The sequence below is a fragment of the Microseira sp. BLCC-F43 genome (assembly GCF_041929235.1).
In the GTDB taxonomy this organism is placed as follows: Bacteria; Cyanobacteriota; Cyanobacteriia; order Cyanobacteriales; family Aerosakkonemataceae; genus Microseira.
In genome coordinates this window covers 11,952-35,848 of the sequence record NZ_JBHFNP010000143.1, presented here as the reverse complement: position 1 = coordinate 35,848, position 23,897 = coordinate 11,952, and the positions used below count along the sequence as shown (strand labels likewise).

General features: G+C 43.4%; 20 protein-coding genes. 5 read left to right on the top strand and 15 right to left on the bottom strand.

Annotated elements, in window-relative coordinates:
* Window positions 1-154: 154 nt before the first annotated feature.
* From ACE1CM_RS20225 to ACE1CM_RS20195, 7 genes are all read right to left on the bottom strand, one after another.
* Window positions 155-907 carry an amino acid ABC transporter ATP-binding protein gene (locus tag ACE1CM_RS20225; RefSeq protein WP_374879749.1) on the bottom strand — a complete coding sequence of 251 codons (753 nt, stop codon included), beginning with the start codon at window positions 905-907 and terminating at the stop codon, window positions 155-157.
* A gap of 26 nt (window positions 908-933) precedes the next feature.
* Complete coding sequence (locus tag ACE1CM_RS20220; protein WP_374879747.1) at window positions 934-1,731, bottom strand: DUF4058 family protein; 798 nt, start codon at window positions 1,729-1,731, stop codon at window positions 934-936.
* A 54-nt stretch (window positions 1,732-1,785) separates the two neighbouring features.
* Complete coding sequence (locus tag ACE1CM_RS20215) at window positions 1,786-2,799, bottom strand: amino acid ABC transporter permease (RefSeq protein ID WP_374879745.1); 1,014 nt, start codon at window positions 2,797-2,799, stop codon at window positions 1,786-1,788.
* Window positions 2,800-3,047: 248 nt separating this feature from the next.
* Window positions 3,048-3,959, bottom strand: coding sequence for an amino acid ABC transporter permease (locus tag ACE1CM_RS20210; RefSeq protein WP_374879743.1), 912 nt, complete (start codon window positions 3,957-3,959; stop codon window positions 3,048-3,050).
* 87 nt (window positions 3,960-4,046) lie between these two features.
* Window positions 4,047-5,111, bottom strand: coding sequence for an amino acid ABC transporter substrate-binding protein (locus tag ACE1CM_RS20205; protein WP_374879741.1), 1,065 nt, complete (start codon window positions 5,109-5,111; stop codon window positions 4,047-4,049).
* A 125-nt stretch (window positions 5,112-5,236) separates the two neighbouring features.
* Complete coding sequence (locus ACE1CM_RS20200) at window positions 5,237-5,452, bottom strand: hypothetical protein (protein WP_374879739.1); 216 nt, start codon at window positions 5,450-5,452, stop codon at window positions 5,237-5,239.
* 345 nt (window positions 5,453-5,797) lie between these two features.
* Complete coding sequence (locus tag ACE1CM_RS20195) at window positions 5,798-6,088, bottom strand: hypothetical protein (protein ID WP_374879737.1); 291 nt, start codon at window positions 6,086-6,088, stop codon at window positions 5,798-5,800.
* 532 nt (window positions 6,089-6,620) lie between these two features.
* On the opposite strand from ACE1CM_RS20195, the gene ACE1CM_RS20190 reads away from it, so the two are divergent.
* The 3 genes from ACE1CM_RS20190 to ACE1CM_RS20180 are packed head-to-tail and all read left to right on the top strand — an operon-like array spanning window position 6,621 to window position 8,858.
* Window positions 6,621-7,376 (top strand): helix-turn-helix domain-containing protein, encoded by a 756-nt coding sequence (locus ACE1CM_RS20190; protein WP_374879735.1) that lies wholly within the window; start codon window positions 6,621-6,623, stop codon window positions 7,374-7,376.
* Entirely contained in the window at window positions 7,370-8,068 is a 699-nt protein-coding gene (locus ACE1CM_RS20185) for a hypothetical protein (RefSeq protein ID WP_374879733.1), read from the top strand. Before ACE1CM_RS20190 ends, ACE1CM_RS20185 begins: the two co-directional genes overlap by 7 nt.
* Complete coding sequence (locus tag ACE1CM_RS20180; protein WP_374879731.1) at window positions 8,049-8,858, top strand: WD40 repeat domain-containing protein; 810 nt, start codon at window positions 8,049-8,051, stop codon at window positions 8,856-8,858. Before ACE1CM_RS20185 ends, ACE1CM_RS20180 begins: the two co-directional genes overlap by 20 nt.
* A 589-nt stretch (window positions 8,859-9,447) precedes the next feature.
* Here ACE1CM_RS20180 and ACE1CM_RS20175 read toward each other — a convergent pair.
* Window positions 9,448-10,026, bottom strand: a complete 579-nt coding sequence (locus ACE1CM_RS20175) for a Uma2 family endonuclease (protein ID WP_374879729.1) — start codon at window positions 10,024-10,026, stop codon at window positions 9,448-9,450.
* A gap of 83 nt (window positions 10,027-10,109) precedes the next feature.
* On the opposite strand from ACE1CM_RS20175, the gene ACE1CM_RS20170 reads away from it, so the two are divergent.
* Entirely contained in the window at window positions 10,110-10,781 is a 672-nt protein-coding gene (locus tag ACE1CM_RS20170) for an AAA family ATPase (protein ID WP_374879727.1), read from the top strand.
* A gap of 150 nt (window positions 10,782-10,931) precedes the next feature.
* Window positions 10,932-11,186 (top strand): hypothetical protein, encoded by a 255-nt coding sequence (locus tag ACE1CM_RS20165; RefSeq protein WP_374879725.1) that lies wholly within the window; start codon window positions 10,932-10,934, stop codon window positions 11,184-11,186.
* Between the two features lie 208 nt (window positions 11,187-11,394).
* Here ACE1CM_RS20165 and ACE1CM_RS20160 read toward each other — a convergent pair whose 3' ends face one another.
* The 7 genes from ACE1CM_RS20160 to ACE1CM_RS20130 form a co-directional block, all read right to left on the bottom strand.
* Window positions 11,395-11,637, bottom strand: a complete 243-nt coding sequence (locus ACE1CM_RS20160; protein WP_374879723.1) for a hypothetical protein — start codon at window positions 11,635-11,637, stop codon at window positions 11,395-11,397.
* Window positions 11,628-13,625, bottom strand: a complete 1,998-nt coding sequence (locus tag ACE1CM_RS20155) for an SBBP repeat-containing protein (RefSeq protein WP_374879721.1) — start codon at window positions 13,623-13,625, stop codon at window positions 11,628-11,630. The genes ACE1CM_RS20160 and ACE1CM_RS20155 overlap by 10 nt, the downstream gene beginning before the upstream one ends.
* A 387-nt stretch (window positions 13,626-14,012) precedes the next feature.
* Complete coding sequence (locus ACE1CM_RS20150; RefSeq protein ID WP_374879719.1) at window positions 14,013-14,354, bottom strand: hypothetical protein; 342 nt, start codon at window positions 14,352-14,354, stop codon at window positions 14,013-14,015.
* 341 nt (window positions 14,355-14,695) lie between these two features.
* Window positions 14,696-14,980, bottom strand: coding sequence for a hypothetical protein (locus ACE1CM_RS20145; protein ID WP_374879717.1), 285 nt, complete (start codon window positions 14,978-14,980; stop codon window positions 14,696-14,698).
* Window positions 14,981-15,270: 290 nt separating this feature from the next.
* Complete coding sequence (gene fabF / locus ACE1CM_RS20140) at window positions 15,271-16,521, bottom strand: beta-ketoacyl-ACP synthase II (protein ID WP_374879715.1); 1,251 nt, start codon at window positions 16,519-16,521, stop codon at window positions 15,271-15,273.
* Window positions 16,511-17,782, bottom strand: a complete 1,272-nt coding sequence (locus ACE1CM_RS20135; RefSeq protein WP_374879713.1) for a glycosyltransferase — start codon at window positions 17,780-17,782, stop codon at window positions 16,511-16,513. Before ACE1CM_RS20135 ends, fabF begins: the two co-directional genes overlap by 11 nt.
* A 65-nt stretch (window positions 17,783-17,847) precedes the next feature.
* On the bottom strand, window positions 17,848-23,835 hold the full coding sequence (locus tag ACE1CM_RS20130; RefSeq protein ID WP_374879711.1) for a thioester reductase domain-containing protein: 5,988 nt from the start codon (window positions 23,833-23,835) through the stop codon (window positions 17,848-17,850).
* Between the last annotated feature and the right edge of the window lie 62 nt (window positions 23,836-23,897).

The window sequence follows — 23,897 nt, the reverse complement described above, 5'->3', positions numbered from 1 at the left end:
ATTAGGTAATGGGTAATAGGTAATAGGTAATAGGTAATGGGTAATAGGTAATGGGTAAAAGAAAGACCAATTAGCAATCCCCAATTAGCAATTAGCAATTAGCAATTAGCAATTAGCAATTAGCAATTAGCAATTACCAATCACCAATTACCAATTACTGCAATATTTGCGACAAAAACTTGCGAGTCCGTTCTTCTTTGGGACGCTGGAAAAATGCTTCTGGTGTCCCCTCTTCTACTATTATGCCGCTATCCATCAAAATAACTCGGTCGGCGACTTCGCGGGCAAATCCGACTTCGTGGGTGACTACTACCATTGTCATGCCGGAATTGGCGAGACTCCGCATTACATCTAGCACTTCCCGTACCATTTCTGGGTCTAATGCAGATGTAGGTTCGTCGAATAACATTATTTTAGGTTGCATGGCGAGGGCGCGCGCGATCGCTACCCGTTGTTGTTGTCCTCCTGATAATTGTCCCGGATATTTGCGCGCCTGTTCTAATATTCCCACCCTCTCTAATAGCTGCATTGCGGTTTCTTCTGCTTTCGCTTTCGACCACTTTCTTACCCAGATGGGGGCTAAGGTAATATTTTGCAGTACGGTTAAGTGAGGGAATAAATTAAACTGCTGAAATACCATTCCCACTTCGCGCCGAATTGTTTCAATGTTACGCAGATCGTGGCTGAGGGTAATGCCGTCGATTTCTATTTTGCCTTTTTGGTATTCTTCTAAAGCGTTGAAGGTGCGGATAAAGGTAGACTTACCAGAACCGGATGGCCCCATTATTACTACTACTTCTCCCCGATTTACTGAAAGGCTAGCACCTTTTAGCACGTGGAATTTACCGTACCACTTGTGGACATCTTGCGCCACGATGATCGATGGTGATTCTGCTTTTGATATCATTGCTTAAATTCCTAAGAAATTAGCGTTTATGAAGCAATAAATCCTTTTTCTTGCAATAGGGAGTTAGCCCAAGCTGCATCTGGTTCTGATAGAGGTGGTACGCAGGATTGATTATAATCTATTCTGGTATCAAAACCAGCGCGGTCGTAAACTTCGCTTACCAAACGTTGCAAATCGACGGGAGGTTCAATTTCTCTAGGTAATAATGGTAAAGGCCAAGCAGGAATTGAGTCTCGCAAATTAAACAGATAAAGGTCAGATTTAGGACGGCGATCGCTGCGACTAATTAGAATGCGATAATCGGTTTTGGGTGGATTGCCAATAATTGGCATAGGTTTTCCACCTCTGAGTAAATCTATTTCGACTAAATTAGTCAGACTAGCTAAGATCTGGTGTCGTTTGCGTTCATAGACATCCCGTCCTGCTTTAGAACGTTTGTTTTTTGGTGAAAGAATTTCTATAACAGTAATGGCATGGCTTTTTCCTTTTTCCCTAATTTCTAAATAAGTTTCTTTAACTTCCTCAATCAAGGGAACATCTACCTGCACGGGGTCGGATGGATTTAGAATTGCTGTTGATGAGGTCTGATTTATAGAGGCGCGCATAGCTGTTTGTTGTGGAAATACAGCTACGTCGGGAATCCCGACTAAAAAGCTATTGTCTGCTTGACCGAGGTAGGTGCGCTTTTCAATCGCTATGTAGTATTTTGGACGCAGATGAGGCGCGAGATCGTCTGCGATCGCCACAATTAAGCGATTATGTAATTCAGACCAAAAATCGGGATGTTCCAGATAGGGGTCTACCCCCGGAAATGGTGAAGGCATGATAATACCTCAGACTCCTAACTTGCCAAGACTTAATTAGTTATAGTTTCTATTTTACCGCCGTCCCACACCCAGTTGTTTTTCTAACTGCCGACTTGCGATTGACATGGAATAACAAAATACCCAATAAATCAATCCCACAAACAGATAAACTTCCGCATATCTACCCAAAAATTCTGGTTGCGCGAGGATAGAACGAGAAATCCCCGTTAACTCGACTAACGCAAATAACGACAGCAGCGAAGTATCTTTAAATAACCCAATAAACTGTCCCACAATAGCAGGAATCACCGCACGCAAGGCTTGCGGGAGTAAAATTAATAACACGACTAAAGGAGCATTTAAACCAAGCGATCGCGCTGCCTCCACCTGTCCCCTTGGTACCGCTTGCAAACCTCCACGCACATTCTCTGCCATGTACGCAGCACTGAAGAGGACTAGACCTGCGATCGCGCGCAATACCCGATCCAATCTGATTTCATTGGGCAACACCAAAGGCAACATTACCTGTGCAATAAACAAAATCCCAATTAACGGCAATCCCCGAATTATTTCAATATAAAGAATGCATCCCCATCGCAACACTGGCAGAGTACTTTGACGCCCCAATGCTAACAATACACCCAAAGGAAATGATAAAATAATACTAACTGCGGACATCAACAGCGTCAGTAACAACCCATTCCACAAATTTGTTCCTACTGGCGTTAAACCCCATCCACCCCCAATTAGCCACCAAATGATGGGGAAAAAGCCAACATATAAAGGTAAAAGACCAAAGTAATAAATCCTTTCTTTTAATTTTTGATTGGTTATTTTTGATTGAATCCAGGATAAACAAACCAGCGCCACTGCGATCGCAAAAATTATCCAAATTCGCCATTGCTGGGTCACCGGATATCTACCAATCCAGAATAAGCGCCAGTTGCTACTAATAACTTGCCAATTTGCTTCTGTAAAAACCCAACCCAGAAATCCTAACAATCCCTGGACTACTATCCAGACACAGAGAATGGTTAGAAGACTGTTGTACCAAGTATTAAATAAATTCTTGCGTAACCATTCCATAGCTTTTAAGTTTAAACACTAAAGTTTTTACAGCGGACTGCAAGTGGATGAGGGACAGCGTTTTCGCGCTCGTTTGTCAAGCGCGCACCCTTAAGGGTGCGCGCTTGACAAACTCAGGTTTACCTCATACGGCTGCAATTCGCAATAATACAAATATCATTACACCAATATTGTTTTCACCTCCACCTCCCTCTTCCTTTCTCTTCCCTCTGCGTCCTCTGTGTCTCTGTGGTTCGTTTCCAATAGTATTACCTTTCTTTGAGTTGTACGGTACGGTTTAATAAATTCATCAACAACGAAATACTTAGACTGATTACCAGATAGGTTACCATCAGCAATAGCATAACCTCAACCGCGCGACCTGTTTGATTAAACGTCGTAGATGCGACAAAATAAAGATCGGGATAGCCGACTGCGATCGCTAAACTAGAATTCTTCGCTAAATTCAAATATTGACTCGTCAGCGGCGGTACAATCACCCGCAAAGCTTGCGGAAAAATTATCAGTCGCATTGCTAATCCCGATTTAAAACCAAGTGCTTTCGCCGCCTCCCACTGTCCGCGCGGGACAGATTGAATCCCACCCCGCACAATTTCTGCGATAAATGCACCCGTATAAATCGTCACACCAACCAACAAAGCGGCTAATTCTGGCGAAAACTTGACGCCGGGAAGTTCCAATCCATTTTGGCTGAGATAAATCAACCCAAATAGGGAAATTTTCTCTTCTACTTTTGGCAGACTCAAGAAAACTGCAAAATACCAAAATAGCAATTGCAAAAGTAACGGCGTATTGCGGAATATTTCCACATAAACTAACGCCAACTTTCTGACTAACCAATTATCAGATAAACGGGCTATCCCTGCGGTAATTCCTACTATCGTTGTCAGAATAATTCCCGCAACCATCACCCGCAGGGAATTCAACAATCCGACTACCAAAGCACGCGAGTATGTATCGGAAGGTTGATAGGAAATCAGAGTTTCGCCAATATCAAAAGATGCTTGCGAACCGAGGAAGTTAAATCCTAGTTGAATTCCCAACTGTTGCAAGTTGCGGCTAAGGTTACTCCACAAAATAGCCACTACAATGACTGCTACCAATACAGCTAATACTTGAATGGCAATCCGCCAAAATCGAAGATCGCGCAATAATTTCATTTGGTAATTGGTAATTGGTGATTGGTAATTGGTAATTGGTAATTGGTAATTGGTTTGATTTTTCCATTAGCCATTAGCCATTAGCTATTAGCGAAAAGGTGGAGAGTATAGCAACCCGCCTTTATTCCAAAGATTGTTTTGACCGCGAGGTAGATTTAAAGGGGTTCCTGCGCCAAGGTATCGATTGTAAACTTCGCCATAGTTGCCTACATGTTTCACAATCCTAACCGCGAAGTCATTCGTTAAACCTAGTCCTTCGCCTAAATTTCCTTCCTTACCTAAGAAGCGCTTGATATCTGGGTCGTTGCTTTTTTCAAAAGAAGCTAAATTTTTAGAATTAATGCCTAACTCTTCGGCATTAATTAATGCATAAATCGACCACTTCACCACATCATGCCACCGGGAGTCACCATTGGTTACTGCGGGTGCTAAAGGTTCTTTTGATAGCACTTCGTTGAGAATGACGTGATTTTGCGGCTGTGGTAAAGTGGTTTTGCGGGAGAGTAATTGGGAACGATCTGATGTTACTGCTTGACACCTACCTTCGGCATAAGTTGCATAGGCGGTATTGATATCTTCAAACACAACTGGTTTATAAGGAATACCCCGCTTTCGCATTTGGTCAGCTAAATTCTGTTCGTTTGTCGTTCCTGTTTGGGTGCAGATAGCTTTGTCTTTTAAATCGTTGAGGGATTTGATATTGCTATCTTTTTTCACCATAATGCCCTGACCGTCGTAGAATACCACGGGGGCAAATTCCAAACCTACCGATGTATCGCGACTAATTGTCCAACTGGTATTGCGACTGAGGACATCGATTTCGCCAGTTTGTAAAGCGGTAAAGCGTTCTTTGGCGTTGAGATTGCGAAATTCTACTGCATCTGGATTATCGAATATGGCGGCTGCGATCGCGCGACACACTTCCACATCCAATCCTTTATAATTGCCGTCTTTATCGACAAAACTAAACCCGGGTAATTCGCCGCTGACTCCACAAATTAACGTACCGCGACTTTTTACCGTATCCAATCGACTTTTTCCCTGCACTCCTGTACCTCCAGTTGCAGATGTTTGTCCCGACTGTCCGCTACAGGCGGTGAGGGACAATAGCAGGGGTAGAGTAAATAATATCAGGAAGCCCCATTTACGCATATATGCCTTTTACTTTCTCACAGAAAGTTGCTTTTAGCCTATTTGTTGCGCTATCAATTATATGCTTGCAGGGGATGAGATCGCTTGTATTTATTATCGGCATCCTTCGAGAGGAAGATTTTTTTTCACGCCAAGCGTTCTTCGGCGAGATCTCGGATTAAATTCAAGCGCGAGTATAAGTAATTACTCACAAGATCCGTTTCGTCGTGGTTGAGCGAGCGCTCGCTTTTTACCTGCTTCACCAACCAGTCTACCAGGCTAGCATCGTCCAGCCTTAATAAAACATTGGATTGGGTAGTCTCGATTACAGACCAAAGTTGACGTAGCATGGTAGGAGTCATACGACCTCTAGTTTATGATTGCCTGATAGTTTCAAGATACCCAATTCAGCAACTACTGAGTCTCAATACACACAAGTTGACACAATAATTACAAGATCCTTAATATTTTGACCAATAACTTGATTTGTAGTGTTTAATACTTAGTCTGGGCAATATATTTCTTAACATAATTTTGTAGTCCAACAAGGTTCGCATCTACCTGGGGATAGAGATCTGGGGATGAATTTTGGGTGCGGGGGGTGCGATTTGCAAATCTTACCACTAAGGACGGGCAAGATGCCCATCCCACAAGAATAGAACTTAGAAACCCGGTTTTTTGGAAAAATCGGGTTTCTGAGTCGAGTTTTACTCCTCCTGCTTTTCCATCAGCTTTTGCAATTCCTCCTTCGCTTCTTTCGCATACTGCAAGCTTGTCAGCGTCGCCAGGGTTCCGGTTCCTGCTGTTAAACTGGCTTCGGATACTTTATCTAAATACAGCAATCCTACACCGCTTAAAGTCATGATGGCAGATGCGGCGGTAACGCCAAATGCTAGATTAAATGTTAGACGGGCTTGGCGTAATAATTCTTGCGTAATTTCTGCTTTCATATTGCTATTGTTATCGTTGGATTCGGTTCCCTTGTAAGAGTTTTTCATCGTTGACTGACCTCTCAAATGTTCTTTATACAGTTCTACATCCAGCAAAAAGGTAGAATCCAGGGCAGATAGATTTGTTTTTTATTGACGATCTGCCCTATAAATTAGGGCAGATAGGTAAAGTGGAAAAATTTATCTGCCCTGGACGGGGAAATATAACTTTGGCTATATTTATTGACGATATCTGGGCTGCTGTCTCCGGTTCAATAGACTTGTCCAATAAAGCAACTCAAAGACAGGCGAGACGCCTATCCCACAAGAGTTTTTGGAGAAGTCCAATAGACTTGTCCAATAATTCTTGTGGGGTGGGCATTCTGCCCGCCAAAGAGGGTAGTTTTTGGAGAAGTCCAATAAACTTGTCCAAAATTCTTGTGGGGTGGGCATTCTGCCCGCCAAAGCAACGCCCGCAGCATCGAATGCTGCGGCTACACAAACAAAGCAAGGCGTAGCGGGCTGAAATCTTAATAGCCCACGAAGGTGGGCTTTGCTTGTGTAGCCCCACCCTTTAGGGTGACGGTATTTTGACAAAGTTATGATTAAAGAAACCTGGTTTCTCAACGCATCCATTTACCGCTCAAAAATATCCATGCTTCCATCTGATAAAGTTCAATCAAGTGCCGCCGGAAAAAATAAACTTAGAGAAGCTTATAAAGCAGCAGGTTTGACGATAGAAACACTTGCGAAAAAAGCTAATGTAAGTGAGGATACAGTTAAACGCTTGCTGGGAACAAAAGAATGCCCTAATGGAGTGGAACGATGGGCGGTGATTAATATTGCCAAAGTTTTGAATATACAACATACAGATATTGTCGATCCAAAAGATTGGTATCCGCAGCAGCTACCCCAGGAATTTAGATCGCTGATTGAAGAAAAAATCAAACACTTCTGCGGTCGTAAATTTGTTTTCAATAAATTTGACGAATTCGTCAATTCTTATCCTAATGGTTATTTTACCATTGTGGGAGATGCGGGGATGGGAAAAAGCGCGTTCGCAGCCAACTATGTTGCTTCTGTTCGCCCCTGTCCTTGTTATTTCAATATTCTGGCAGAAGGTCGCAATCGAGCGGAATTGTTTTTAGATTCTATTCGCCAACAATTGATTAATTTTTACAATTTTTCCAGTAAAAAGCAGATTTACCCACCTTACTCGCAAAAGTTAGCCACAAATTTCCCGACGAACGCATCATTATTGCCATCGATGCCCTGGATGAAGTCGAGCAACAAGCAGGGGCGGAGAATATTTTATATTTACCTAAAACCCTGCCCCCCAAGGTGTATTTCTTGCTGACGCGGCGACCTTATGACCCCGATCGTAAGCGATTGTTTACTGAAGTGCCGCAGCAGAAATTAAATTTAACCAGCAGCGAGTATTTTGATTTGAATCGGGCGGATATTAAAGGCTATATTCGCTTTTTTATTTACGAGGAACCGAAGCATAAACAGGCGCTGAAAAAGTGGATCGAGAAGCGCCAAATTTCTGCCGATACTTTTGTCGAGCTGGTGGCGCAAAAGAGCGAAAATAATTTTATGTACCTGCGCTATGTTTTGCCGGAAATTGCCAGCGGGTTTTATGATGACCTGAGTTTAAACCAATTACCCGATGGTCTGATAGACTATTATCAAACTCATTGGGTGCGGATGGGGATGGATACTGCACCGAACCAGTTGATGGTTGTGGTTTTATTTATCTTAAAAGAAGTTGGGACGCCGATTCCCTGCCAGATGATTGCTGATATTGCTAACCAGGATGAAGGTGAAGTGCAAAGCGTTTTAGATCGGTGGATTGAATATTTGAAACCACAGCAAATTGATGGCGATACCTGCTACAACTTTTATCATGCCAGTTTCCTAGACTTCCTGAAAGCCAAAAAAGAGCTAGATAAAAATCGCAAATTATTTAAAGATGTGAATCAAAGGATTGTGGACTACTGGGAAAGGCAGATGCAGCAAGAGGACGAAGATGATGCAAAAGATTGCTAAGTCTTACAAGCAAAAAGCCTATTTAGGCAGGTATCCCTATAATTTGGTTGAGTCGGACAATTTAGCAAAATATTACAAGTGCTTGACAGATTTTGGTTTCCTGGCAGCAAAGGTGAAGCATCCTGAGTTGGGCGTGCAAGCGCTGATTGAGGATTACGATTTGATTGATGATGCTGAATTATTGACGCACCCAGAATACAAAGGGGAGAAAGTCAAGTCTCTGAAATTGATTCAAGGGGCGCTGCGGTTATCGGCGCATATTTTAGCCCAAGATCCGACGCAACTCGTAGAGCAATTGTGGGGGCGGTTGCTGTATTTTGAAATGCCGGAAATTAAAGCATTACTAGAAGTGGCAAGGCAGAGTAAAACTACTGGGTTGCGTGCTTTAATACCTAATTTAACTCCCCCTGGTCATGGGTTGCTTCGTACCCTCACTGGTCATAGCTTCCTCGTAAGTGCAGTCGCGATATCATCCGATGGCAAGCTGGCAATTTCTGGGTCTGATGATTACATGCTGAAAGTCTGGAATTTGCAACAAGGAAAAGAACTTTTTACCCTCACTGGTCATAGTGACTCGGTAAGTGCAGTCGCGATATCATCCGATGGCAAGCTGGCAATTTCTGGGTCATGGGATAACACCCTGAAAGTCTGGAATTTGGCAACACGAGAAGTTATTGCCAGTTTCGTTGGCGAGAGTGCGATATCATGCTGTGCCGTTACGCCGGATGGTCTTACAATTGTTGCCGGGGAGGAATCGGGACGAGTGCATTTTCTGCGACTGGAATGTTAGGAGCGATTGAAAGCGATTCGCTATTAATTCAACTTTGGCTGATGAAAAGAACAGTAGGATGGAACAAAGCGATCGGATTTGCTGAATCGGGTGATGATGTGCGATTGTAGGGGCACGGCAGGGGAAATATTGTCGCTTTCTTTACCATGTTATCGACGCCGTGCCCCTACATTTGCGATAATTTTCCGCCGCCATTTGAATTGGGTGATGGTGTGCGATATCCTGATGGTAAATTGCCGTTGAATGTAGGGGCACGGCATCGATCAGATGGTGAGGTTACCCGAAATATCCATCTTGCCGTGCCCCAAACACGCACAAACGCCAGCGAGAAATCTGTAAACCAGAAACCGAATTGTGGGAAAAATCCCATTATTTCCACATATCAATCCCTCTGGCAATCCGAGGGCACGGCAGGGGAAATATTGTCGCTTTCTTTACCATGTTATCGACGCCGTGCCCCTACAAAAGGGGGCACGGCAGGGGAAATATTGTCGCTTTCTTTACCATGTTATCGACGCCGTGCCCCTACAAAAACGATAATTTTCTGACGCCATTTGAATTGGGTGATGAGGTGCGATTCGCACTTAAATCAACTTTGGCTAATTCCCCGCCGAAATTCCCGCACCGCTTCCACCCTAGAAGTCATCAGCAAGCATCTTGATAGCAATTCGATGTCCAAATCTGGCAAAATTTCGCTCTTAGAAACTCGCTCATAACTGTTACCGCGCAGACAGTAAAGAGCAAAGCGTCCATCTTCCCAAAACCAAACTTCCGGTACACCCAGTGCCTGATAGCGATTTAGCTTCCTTTCGTTACCGCTGGTGAAAACGACTTCAATCGATAGATCTGGCGTTGTACCCCCAGATCCGAGAAAATAAGATTCATCAGCTTGTGCAGATGCGACGCCTTCTTTTTCTTGGGTAAAACTGCCTGATGGAGTAAACTCGATGCCTTTTTCTGCCAAGTAGATACCAAGCAGAATGCCAATAAAACGGCTAATGGCTTCATGTTCTAAGGAAACAGCCAAAATTTCTACCTCACCCTCGTAGTAAAACAGTCTAATACCAGGCGAATCGGCAAACCCCGCTTCAATCAGTTTGAATTTTTCCCAGCTTACGCCTGAATGGATGAAACGTCGATCGGTTGGTTTATCTAGAGTTTGAGTCATGGCGATGTTCTCTGGTTTGGTTTACAATTTTGGTGCAAGAAGTAAGTCCTAAAATTATTATCAACTTTCCCCGCTCATCCTGTATGAATTCAAAACCTAGAACTCGGATCGCAATTAATCCTAGAGGTCATCCGCCAGAATTTGAGCAAGCGATTCGAGAAAAAAGCGCCAATTTTGTCGGGCGCGAGTTTGTTTTTGCGGCTATCAATGAATTTTTGGAACGGGAGAATCGCGGCTATTTCACCCTCGTCGGCGCACCCGGTAGCGGCAAAAGTGCCATCCTCGCCAAATATGTCGCCGAAAATCCCGATGTTGTTTATTATAACGCCCAAATTGAGAGCAAAAATCAAGTTGACCAATTTCTCACCACTCTGTGCAACCAATTAATCAACGATTACCCCCTCGGTTACACATCCCTCCCCGATAACGTGACAGATGGCAGTTGGTTTCTGTCTCTTTTACTGCAAAAGATCGGCGACGAACTCGAACCGAATCAACGTTTGATTGTTGCGATAGATGCTCTAGATGCAATTGACCGACGCAGCCAAACCCCTGGTTCAAATTTGTTTTATCTGCCCCGATATCTGCCCCATCGCGTTTATTTTCTCCTCAGTCGCCGACCTTTTTTGCGGGAGAAATATGGTTTGTTAATTGAAACGCCGTCTCAAATTTTTGAGTTAGACGCATTCCCAAAACAAAATCGGGAAGATATGCAGAAATATATCGATAATAATCTCAAGCTTTTGGGGCAATAAGTGGTTGATAATATTGCAGATTTATGCGAAAATAATTTTATGTATTTGAAGTGCGTGGGGGATGCGAATCAAAACCCCGCCCTCAATTCTCTACCGTTAAATAAACTCCCAGAAACCTGAGAAACATACTATCAACAACATTGGCAGAAAATGAAAGATCAGAAATTATCTGCTGTTGAATTAGCCGTGCTTCAGACACTCATCGCCCTGCCATCAAGGGAAAAATCTGGAATATCGGCACAATTAATTGCCGAAACAATTGATGAAGATGAATATGAAATCGAGGAAGTTTTGGAAAAATGGTATGAGTTCTTAGTGAAAAAAGAAATAGATGGAGAAGTTTGTTACAGCATCTATCATCCTAGCTGTCGCGACTGGTTGGGTCAGCAAATAAATCTAGGTTAATGATATCTTGCACTTGTGGCATTAACCCGCCAGGGAATAAATTCCAAGGGCTTTTAGCACAAGTCCACTTAAGTGGACTCAATACTTATGATTAAAGGCTGCCATATCATGTTCGGTAAGAAAGGTTGTGTATATTTTTTGATGCTGTAGGGGCGGGTTTTAAAAGAAACCGGGTTTCTGTGAAAAATTGTTGAGCAAGGAAAGAGATCTACTCAGAAACCCGGTTTCTGGTATCGTTAAACCCGCCGCGGCTGACGCTACTGATGCAACTGGACATAATATCAGTCCATTTTAATGGACTTTCGCTATTAGCCCGGAAATTAATTTCCGGGCGGGGTAATGCTATAGGTGCAAGATCTGAATTAACCTTAGTAATCTGTAGGGTGCTCTCTTCGACAGCGTAACGCACCATTGCACCATATTCGTTCGCACCGCGCAAGTCTACCGACATAGCTTCATTTTTCGGCGGTTACTCAGCATAGCACCGACAAATGAAACCGCAGCAACCATCACTAAACTGACAACAGAAGAAGGTTCGGGAACGGACGCCGGTTGCTGATAACCATTACTAGGAAGATTGACCAATACAGACCCATCAATTCCCATAGCTTTAGAAACAAGAAACTCCCGGAAAAAGCTTTCCATAAAGTCTACTTGCTGACTTGAAAGCTGGCGCAAGCTTGGGTCAAGGTCAAGGAAATCTGCCACCGTAGAAACATCGCTGGGCGGTTGAGTACCAGCAAAACTGAGCAGATTTCCCGATGATGAATCGAGTTTGGCTAACCAAGTATCAATAGACCCTGCATTGGTAGTTCCCAAAGAACCCTGAGTCACTCCTGTCACGAAAAGGTTACCAAAGTTGTCGCTGGTAATACCGTAAGCTTGCTCGAATTGGGGAGTTCCAAATTGCCGCAACCATATTTGATTCCCATTGGTATCGTAACTAGCCACCCAAGGGTCATAATATCCGGCGTTATTTCCGCCTAAGTTGCTATTGGTATATCCGGTTAGGAAGATATTATCCTGCGAGTCAATGTTGAGGTGAAAAGCTTGATCGTCGCCAGCAGAACCAAACTGTTTGATCCATTGCCGATTTCCTTGACTGTCATATTTAGTTAACCAAGAATCGTAAGAACCAGCACTATTTCCTCCTAAATTACCCAGCGTCCATCCCGCTGCATAAACGTTGCCTTGACTGTCGGTATCAACACCCCATGCCCAATCATAATCGGGCGTGCCAAATTGTTTCAGCCACTGCAATTGACCGGAATTGTTTTCGAATTTACCTAACCAAGCATCATAAATTCCCGCATTCGTTCCTACCAAATCGCCGAGAGTCCATCCTGTGGCGTAAACGCTGCCATCTTTGCCGACAGTAACGCGGTAAGATTCGTCAAAAGCATCGTCTACACTTCCAGTTTTTGTGAACCACAACTGGTTGCCATTGGTATCAAATTTAGTCACCCAAAAATCATCGGTAGCAATCTCCACAGATGACCGAACATCGATTCCCGATAAGTAGGCGTTGCCATTATCATCTACATCGATGCTAAAGGCTTGAAAAATTAAATTTTCCCCAAACTGTCGAATCCATAATTGATTGCCATTGCTGTCATATTTAGCAACCCAGGCATCGGTACTTGATGCTTGTTTGGGTGCTGCTAAATTACCGGCGGTAATCCCCGATACGTAGAAATTACCTTGCGGATCTGTGGCGATACCGGAGATGGTATCGATATCTGAAGTGCCAATTTGTTTGGTGAATAATAGATTACCTTGGCTGTCATATTTAGCCACGAAGGCATCGCGAGATTCGCCGTTATTCGACCCTGCTAAAGATCCAGTTGTTCCTCCTGCTATATATATATTGCCAAAAGGATCGGTGGCAGTTGTGGCACTGAGATCGAATCCTGTACTTCCTAATTGCTGAGTTTGGGGTAAAACGGGGCCTGGTGGTGCGGTGTTACCTTGGTAATTGAAATAGTTGGCGGCTAAATTTAAGTTAGAATTGCCAAATAGAAAGCTGATGACATCCAATCCAGTTTGCTTTGGTTGAACTATTGCCGATCCAAGTCCAATATCTACTAAGAAGTAGTCATTAGCTGTGCCGTGTAACTGAATGGTATCTTGTAACGGGTTGAAATCAGTGAGAAAAGCAAAGTCGTTTAAACCGAAAATTTGAGGATTGCCGTTGGCATAGTAAGGCTTTTGCCATTCACCTAAAATAAATGTGTCGTTCCACGAACGAAAACCGGGATCTTCTACTGTTAAATCGCCGTTGATTAGGTCAATTTGCGTTGCACTGGGAGTCGATACAATCGGTTGATAACCCAGAATTGTATCGTTTCCACTGCGAGCAAATATGAGTTGACTGGGACGAAATCCTGCGGCGAGGTCGCTGTTAGGTGTGTATTGGTTAATGGTAAATAGTTGAGCCATTTGATTTTAAATCCTTTGCGTTAGTGGGATGGTGTTGACGCTATCGCTGGTGCGTTACGCTGTCGCTGGTGCGTTACGCGATCGCTGGTGCGTTACGCTATCGCTGGTGCGTTACGCTATCGCTGGTGCGTTACGCTATCGCTAACGCACCCTACGATAGGTCATAGTTTGCGATCGCTATTCGTGTCGAAAAAACTCTTGCACAATTGAATATCTCCCGCCTCGATTCGTAGATGAATCGGCGGTGTTACCGAGTGCAGGTAAGTTGGCAACTTAACTCACCCGCTTGTTTTCAAAGCGATAAAGTAAAAAAATTCTCTCTGAACTGAGTTACCCTAAACTCAGTCTTACAAACAATGTATTTGAGGCTGTTTTCAGCACAATTACTTAGCACTTGGTTTGAAACAGGCGATTAAGGATTTGGTTTTGACTCTGTTTCACTAAATCTAAGTACTCGTTGCGAGTTCCATCTACGCGATAGTGGTCGCAGATTTGACAAAGTTTCAGGATATCCGATTGGGTGAATAGTTTATTGTGCTGGATTCCGGCATCGTTCCGCCAACGCCAAAAAGTGGTTCGGTCAATGCGGCGATCTCTTTCAGGCCATCGCCGTCTGGATAGGAACTCTAGCGTTTCTTCTTGACTGAAGTAATATCCCGTCGGCAGTTTAGAGAATTCCTGCTTTAACTTGAATAACGAAATCAGAGGATTTAATTCAGATAGTTTCATAAGCAACTCCATTCAATGGGACGTATCCTGGATTCCGCATTAATAATGGTGCAGTCAAGCAATTTTTTGCGTGCTACCTATCTATGGAGCAATTCAAAATTAATTTACGCTACTATAGCGGCTAATAATTTTGTAACTGCTATATGTAGCTTGAGCTTGCGGACTCAGCTTTAATCGCATCAAAATGCAATTAAATTAATAGTAAACTGGTTGCTACTCAATTGCAACTCATATGCAACTTACATGCAACATTTACCACTTTAGGCTGAAGAGTCTTGCTCGCAAAAAAAAGCCCGCATGCGCGGGCTTTACAATTGAAAATATTTTCAATCCAAGGATTTTTAATCTTTTTTCTTGGCTCTAGTTTGCTCTTCAGAAGCAGCTAATAATTGCCGCTCTAGTTCGCTGACACTAATCCCTAGTCCTAACGCTGTTTTGGCTTTCCATTCTTCAAGTTCAGCCTCGTGTTGTTCTAACCATTCATGAACGATCAGGCGTGCCATTTCAGCTTTACGAAGTGTCTGGCGACTGGCATGAAAAATCAGGCGCTGGTTATCAAAATTTGAGATTGACAGGAAAAATCTTTGAAGTTTTATCTTGTCTAAAAAGCCAGAGTTTTTAGTCATATAAATATCTATCTTGTATTGAATTAGTATTAAATTTTTCTCACTTACACCCCTGTAAAATTATATATATATTTTATAAAACTAAAAATTAATGTTAGCAATTATCGATGTATGTGGGAGAGGTTAGGCTAAATAAATAAGCGCCAACCTGTCGCCTTGCTAACGGTTTAGTGTTTGCCACAATGCTGATTTAATTTTATCGCTTGGGATCTGGATCGATCTACCTACATGCAACATTTTTGAAAAAATTTTGCGAGCGCTCCCAAGTTCCAAACTCCAGACACGAGGTTCTAGCCGTTAAATTTTTTAAACACGAGGGTAACATTGTGTCCTCCGAAACCAAAAGAATTAGAAAGGGCAACTTCAACTCGTTGAGTGCGGCTGACTTTGGGAACATAATCTAGATCGCAAGCTGAATCGGGATTATCTAAATTTATCGTGGGTGGAATTGTGTCTGTAGCTACGCTCATTGCTGTTGCGATCGCTTCGATTCCTCCTGAACCTCCTAACAGATGTCCGGTCATAGATTTTGTCGAACTAATTGCGATTTGAAACGCATGTTGTCCTAAAGCTTGTTTGATTGCCAAAGTTTCATTAACATCGTTAGCGGGTGTGCTGGTACCGTGAGCGTTGATATAACTTACTCGATCGGGAAATAAATTGGCATCTTTAAGTGCTAGTGCGATCGCTCTGGTAGCGCCAAGTCCTCCAGGTACGGGAGCCGTCATATGATAGGCATCAGAAGTGAGAGCGTAACCGACAATTTCTGCGTAGATAGAAGCGTGGCGATTAAGTGCATGTTCTAGTTCTTCTAAAATTAGAATTCCCGCTCCTTCTCCCATGACAAATCCATCGCGATCGCGGTCAAAAGGACGACTTGCACGAGTTGGTTCTTCGTTGCGAGTTGATAGTGCTTTAGCGACTGAAAATCCAGTAATTGCGATAGGGGTAATTGCTGCTTCGGTACCGCCGCAAATCATGGCGATCGCATCCCCTCGTTGAATTAATCGAAACGCTTCTCCCACCGCATTCGCTGCCGCAGCACAAGCAGTAACTGTACAAGAATTAGGGCCTTTTGCTCCTGTATAAATCGCTGTAAGTCCAGAAGCCATATTAGCAATCATCATCGGAATCATAAACGGACTACAGCGTTCCGGGCCGCGATTGAGGTAAACTTCTTCTTGGTCTTCCATCACCTTAAGACCACCTACACCACTGCCAATTAAGACACCGATTTCAGTGGCATTGCGGTCGTTAATTTCCAGTTTCGCATCTGCGATCGCTTGCAGACTTGCACAAACCCCAAACTGAGCAAAGCGATCCATTCGTTTAATATCTTTGCGATTTAAATAATCCCTTGGATCAAAACCTTTGACTTCTCCGGCAATTTGACAAAGCAAACAACTTGCATCAAATAAAGTAATTGGCCCGATACCACTGCGCCCCTCAATCAGTCCCTGCCAGTATTTTGTGACTGTATTTCCCAGAGGGGTAATGGCTCCCAAACCTGTAACGACGACTCGCTTTAATTTAAATGACATTGGAGTTCGCTCCCGTTTTACTTAGCCGGATTAACTCTTCATTCTCCTCACTCACACCGATTAGCTTCTGATAAAAATGATTCAGATTTTGACATCCTTGCTCAAGGGAGAACTGCTTGGAATCTTCCAAGGCTTGCTGAATCAGATCTGTATTGTTAATTGATAGCACTTTTTCAATGCAATTGGCTAATCCTTCCACATCATTAGGTGGGACGAGATAGCCATTTATACCATCGAGTATATACTCAGATACCGCACCGCTCTCCACGGTTAAAACTGGAATCCCTGAAGCCATCGCCTCTACTACCGTTCGCCCAAAGGTTTCGTAAGGAGAAGGGCTACAAAATACATCGCATGATGCTAGTAAATTGGCTTTCATTTCTCCTAGAATAAACCCGGTAAAGTGGATGTGAGGCACTTTTTTGGCAAGAAGTTGCAAGCGATCGACGACCTCAACAGGGCCAGATCCAGCTATTATTAAAGAACAATTGGGTTGTCTGCGTTTTAATTTTGTAAAGGCTTCGATGAGTAAATCAACTCGTTTCTCGAAGCCAAGGCGACCCAAAAAGAGCAAAATTTTGTGATGTTTTTCTTCGGCAGTTAACCAAGGTTCTAACCATTTACGGTTGCGACGACTGGGACTATAGGTAGAAACATCAATTCCTAAAAATGGGATTGTTTTGACGTTAGGAATGCCTAATTCTTTACAACTTTGGCTGGCGGCGGTACTGGCACAGATGGTTGTATCGATTTGACGATATAAATAACTGGCTAATTGAGAACTACGGGCAAGATTTCGCAACCATTGCCAACCCGGATAAGCGGCTGAGAAGTTGTAAAGATCCGTATGGTATTCGGCTATGTAAGGAATCCGATGTTTTTTGGCATAACGCAGACCTGGTAATTGCCAAGTTCCTAGTAAGAAAAAGCGTTCTACATCGGTGACAATAATTATGTCAGGTTGATAATATTGTAGCTTTTTCCTAATGTGACTGGCGGCGATAAATTTGGGGACGTGGGTGAGTTTATAAGGGAGCCAAGGTTTTGAAGGATAGCGTTCGATAATTAAGTTTTCGTTTTGATGTGTCGCCAATGTAGGGTCTGATTTCTGTTGCCAATCTGGCGCAAATACGATCGCGCGATAGTTCTCTTGTTTGGCAAACCATTGGGCGCGTTCCCAATTAAAATGAGAAACACCGCTGACATCGGGAGGAAAGCCGGTTACAAGAAAAGCTAGGGTGTAAGTTTTGTTGGATTTCATGATTGATTTATAACCGCAGAGACGCAGAGGACGCAGAGGAAGAGAAGAGAGAAGATTTTGATGATTTAAGTAATTCGTACTTTTGGCATGTCTAAGAAACCGCTGCCAATGAAATGGGAGAAATAGGTATCGAGCAATTTAGAGTCTACGGGAGGACAGATAATAGATGTACCTGCTAGACTCGCGACTGTTTGTTGGCAATTGAGCTTGACTCTTCTTTGTCCTAATCCGGCAAAGGTGAGTTGTTCTTCAGACCATCTTCGCAGAAAGAAAGGTAACAAACCGTTTAAAGCATTGTCTTTAGAAGCAAGGGTTTCGATTAGTTCTGCTTCCCATGCTTCATAGGAAATCTGTCGCACTGGGTAGCCGAATTCATCAATCCAATTTGCTACTTGATTCCAACTGGAATAATGGGGATTGTTTAAGTGGAATGCTTTTCCTAATGACTCGTTTTGTTGGGATAGGTAAACAATCGCTTGGCTGACATAATCTACAGGAACAATCGGGATGCCACAATTCATATTGGGCATACTTCCCATTTGAATGCAGCCTTTAAGAAATCGGCAGGTAAAATCTTCTGTATTCCAGAATCCTGTACGGCTATCTCCTGCAATTAAGGGGGGTCTGTAAATAGAAACTGGCAGTCCTCGCGTGCGGGCGATGGTTACTAATTTTTCTGCTACCCATTTAGTTTGGGTATAACCAAGGTCTATTCCTTCGGTATGAATAATTGGCTCAGATTCTGTTACCTCTTTATCGTAATAAGCCGATGAATCAAAAACTGCATCGGTTGAAACATAATGGAGGGGTTTTAGTTTAAATTGGCAGGCTAACCTGAGAATTTCCTGCGTACCCAAAACGTTTGTTGGTTTTAATGCCGAGTAAGGATAGACAAAGTTTAAAACGGCTCCATTGTGATAAATGACATCGATTTCACGAGCCAATTTGTCAAATTTTTCGGCTGACAGACCCAATGTGGGTTGAGATAAGTTACCGATAATTGGAATAATTCTAGAACTGCGTTCTTCCTCCCAAAGGCTGTAATATTTCAGGTTGTTTTGGATTTTCTTCTTACCCGATTCGGTATCGTCTGCCCGAACTAGGCAATAAATATTTGCTTCAGTTTGATGCAAAAGTTCTTTGAGTAAAAAGGCTCCTAAAAATCCGGTTGCACCCGTTAAAAGAATTGCAGCGGTTTGCGCTGGTTCGGTATAAGCCGTATCAGGATAAATTGACTCGTCTAAAATAGCGTCTTGATTGAGATCCAAGACATTTGTCGTTACCTCTAAAGTGGAATTATCGGGGTTAAATTGCTGAAGCAATAGCACTGCCAGCGCGCTGATATTGGAGGCTTGCAGAAAATCGGCGACGGGTAATTTTACCTGTAATTGAGACTGGATTGCGTTGACCAGTTCAATGGCTACAATCGAATCCATACCCTGGTCAAAAAGACCTTGCTGCGAGTCTGGTAATTGAGATAATTTCAGTGCTTTGGCGACTTCATTTTGCAGGAAAGTAATTAAAAGATTTTGGCGGTGCGATACCGTTGCCGCTTCTAATTGTTGTAAAATTTCTGACCTTTGATTCGATTGTTGAGCAATTGTTTTTTGTGGCTGTGCGGCAATTTGTTCTAGGAGCGATCGCTTTCCTCGAGCCTCATACAATCCTTTGAACAAACTCCAGTCAATATTGGCGACAGTTGTTTGCACGCAGTTTGTCCCCAACAGGTATTCTAGAGATGCGATCGCTTGCGTTGGTTGCAATCCTTCAATCCCCATTCTAGACATCCATGTCTGAAATTCTTCTACCGCCATACCACCGCCAGTCCAAGGTCCCCAATTCACGCTTAAAGCGGGCAATCCGAGTTTTTGGCGGTAATAAGCCAACAGATCGAGAAAATAATTTGCCGCCGCATAATGGGCTTGTCCTTTAGAACCCCACACCGAAGAAATTGAGGAGAAACTAACAAAAAAGTCTAACTTTATTTCCTGGGTAAGTTGATGCAAAATCCAGCTTCCTATTACTTTGGGACGCAGCACAGACTCTAGGGTAGTAGGGGTTATATGTGGGAGGGGTTCATATCCAGGAACGCCCGCCGCGTGTACAATTCCTCGCAGGGGTGGCATCGATATTTTAATTTGATCCAACACCCCGCGCATGTCCGCTTCATTAGCCACATCAGCTTGAGCAACGAAAATTTTAGCTCCCAATTCTTCCATGCGGCTAAGAGTTTTTTGCACTCGATCGGAAGCCCCGCGACGCCCAATTAACACCAATTTTTTGGCTCCCCGTTCCACCATCCACTGAGCAACTGTTAGTCCCAAAGCTCCCAAACCTCCGGTAATTAAATAAGTACCATCTGACTGGAAGGTTAATTTTTGAGACTCTGGCAATTTCTTCCTGACTAAACGGGCGACGTAACGCTGTCCATCCCGAAAAGCGAGATGATCTTCCCCTTGAGAATCTGCAATTTCTGCTAATAACTTTGTTGCTTCATCCTCAGTTATTTGGTTGTCTAAATCGAGCATTCCTCCCCACAATTCGGGATACTCCAAAGCCACCACTTTACCCAATCCCCACAAAGGAGCTTGTGCCACTTTAGGCAGCGAAGAACCAACGGGTACCGCACCCTGCGTCACTAACCATAACCGAGGTGAAAATTGGTAATTGCAGATATGTTTATCGAGTTTATTGATTAAATGCAAGACGCTACCAACTCCAAGAATTTGAGCTTGTTCCAGCGCGGAAATTTTTAACTCATCTGTTGATTTCGCGTCTAAACTCCACAGGTGGATGACTCCCTGTAAAGGTTGAGCAATAGTTGCTAAAGCTTCTGGAAATAAACGCTCAAAATCTGCGGCAGAAAAAGGTTTGATGCTCCAAGTTCCGGTTTCTTGGGTTTGATAGGTGTCCCCAGCATAAACCAAAATACAGTTATGACCCCTTTCTTGCAAAACTTTAGCTAAGGTTTTTCCAAAACCTCCCCTGTCAGCAAAAATTAGCCAACTCCCCCGTTTATCTAACCCGTTATTGTCGGGAATTGCGGTCGAATGACGCGGTTTGGGCTGCCATTCTATTTCATAAATCCAATCTTTAATCTTAATCGTTGCTGCCGTTTGCTGTTGTTGATTTTGCTCCACTAATAATTCCAGCAACTTAGGCAGTAATTTCAACTCATCTTCTGAGAGTTTTGCTGTTGTTTCCAACTGATGAATTAGAAGCTTAAAAGTATTATCTACTTTTAAATGACCGTTTTCCGGCAACTTAGCCCAATAGCGTTGTCGTTGAAACGGATAAGTTGGTAGTTGCAGACGGCGACGGGGATAATCTTTATCGAAGCCAGACCAGTCTACAGGTACTCCACGCACATATAGCGTTGCCAAACTGTGGAGCATTTGTTGCCAATCTTCTCGCCTTGGATACAAACTGACAAGCCAAAGTAATTGTGCAGATTTACCATTATCCTTTAATTGAGAACCCGAAATTGGCAATTCAAAATTGCCTCGACCCATTCCCGATAAAGTTGGCTTCGGACCAATTTCCAAAAACACTTCATACCCCTGTTGAAAAAGGGTTTCCATGCTGTGAGCAAATTTCACAGGTTGTCGCACGTGACGACACCAATATTCGGGCGTTGCGATTTCTGCTGTTGCAATTTCTCCCGTCAGGTTAGAAATTAACTTTATTTGTGGCAATGAGTAGGTAACTTCTGCGGCTATCCGCTGAAAATATGCCAGCATTGGCTCCATTAAGGGAGAGTGAAAAGCATGGTAAACATTCAATTTTTTGGCTTTGATACCTTCAGATTGTAAGGTGGCTATCGCATCCATAACCCCTTCACGTTTCCCGGAAATCACAATACTATGTACCCCATTAATCGCCGCAATTGAAACTTCTTTCGCATAAGGTTGAATGGCGGCAGTTACTTTCGCCTCGTTAGCAAACACCGCGACCATTTCACCATCTTGGGGCAAAGCTTGCATTAAACGCGCCCTTTCGGCAATTAATTTCAAACCATCTTCGAGACTGAATACTCCTGCTACACAAGCGGCAACATATTCACCCACACTATGACCCATTACTACTGCTGGTTCTATTCCCCAAGATTTCCACAACTGAAACAGCGCATATTCTAGGGCAAATAAAGCGGGTTGAGTATAAGCTGTTTCGTCAATTTTGGATTTGACATTAGACTTCGACCATATCTCTTGTGGGATAGGCGTCTCGCCTGTCTTTGGCCTGAATTTTTGCAGAGGTCTATTAGATGATTGACTGTCCGGATAGAGAATTTCTAGGAGGGGTATTTCGAGATAAGAACGCAGAATTTTATCGCATTGTTCGAGAGTTTGGCGGAAAACAGGTTGGGTTTCGTAAAGTTGGCGTCCCATACCGACATACTGGGAACCTTGACCTGTAAACAAGAAGGCTATTTTAGGGGTTTTCTTGCTAGTAACTTGACCGCTTATTAGTCCGGCAGTTTCTTTTCCAGCGGCAAAAGCTTCTAACTGCTGGCGCAATTGTTCCGTAGATGCAGCGACAACAGCGAGGCGGTGGTCGAAATGCGATCGCATCGTATTCGCACTAAAACAAATATCTCCTAAAGATGCTTCAGAATGAGTTACCAAAAAATCCCGATAAGATTCCGCTAAATCCCTCAAAGCCTCATCGCTTTTTGCCGAAAGAGTCAGCAAGTGAAGAAAGCGTTCTAAGTATTTTGGACTCTCCTCTTTATCTTCCAATCCCAAATCTGAAATCTGCAATCTAAAATCCCCAGGTGCTTCCTCTAAAATTGCGTGACAATTAGTACCGCCAAATCCAAACGCACTAACTCCAGCCAAGCGGCTTTCTGTACCCGCCAACCAAGGCTGACATTGAGTTGGAATTGCAAACGTTGTTCCTTCTAAAGAAATATAAGGATTCAACTGTTTTAAGTGCAAGTGAGGGGGAATTTCTCGATGTTGCAGCGCCAGTACCACCTTAATCACACTCGCAATTCCAGAAGCCGCTTCCAAATGACCTATATTAGTCTTAACCGAACCAAGCCAACAAGGTTGATCTGGCTGACGATTTTCCATTAACACAGCTTTTAAAGACTTAAATTCAATCGGATCTCCTAAAGAAGTTCCAGTCCCATGAGTCTCCACATAACTAATTTTATCCGGCGTCACCCCCGCATTTTTCAAAGCTTGACGAATAACTGCCTGTTGAGAAGGGCCATTGGGGGCCGTCAATCCATTACTTAAACCATCTTGATTAACAGCCGTACCTTTAACAACCGCTTGAATATTATCGCCATCTCTGAGCGCATCCTCAAGGCGTTTAAGCACAACTACACCGCATCCTTCCCCCCGCACATAACCATCCGCACTAGCATCAAAAGTCTTGCAGCGACCATCAGAAGCCATCATCCGCGCATGAGAATAAGTAATAAATGGTTCTGGAGACAGCATCAAACTAACTCCACCCACCAAGCATAAATCCGACTCCCCATTCTGCAAACTTCGGCAAGCAAAATGTAACGCCACCAAAGAAGAAGAACAAGCAGTTTCTACTACTACACTTTGCCCCCGCAAATTTAAAATATAGGACAAACGATTGGCAGCAATACTGAGAGTATTACCAGTGCCATCATAAGCATTTACATGGGATAAATCCTGGGCTAGCAATCGGCAATAATCATAGTTACCAATGCCTATAAAAACCCCCGTCTGACTCCCACTCAGCTTTGACGGTACGATTCCGGCATTTTCTAAAGCTTCCCAAGCTACTTCCAGAACTAACCTTTGTTGCGGGTCTGTGCGTTCGACTTCGCGAGGTGAAATCCCAAAAAAGCTCGCATCAAATCGATCCACTTGCTCTAAAAAGCCACCCCAACGGGTACTAATTTTTCCCGGTTTTCCTGGTTCCGGGTCATAGAATTGATCGATATCCCATCGATCTTTTGGCATCTCGCTAATGGCATCTACACCATTACGCAAAAGCTGCCAAAATGATTCGGGATTTTTAGATCCAGGAAAGCGACAACCAATGCCAATAATTGCTATAGGTTCCACGTCAAGACCTCTAATTTTAATAATTTCTGCTGTTGTGTTAAGATTCTCGGCTCTCGTTCCCA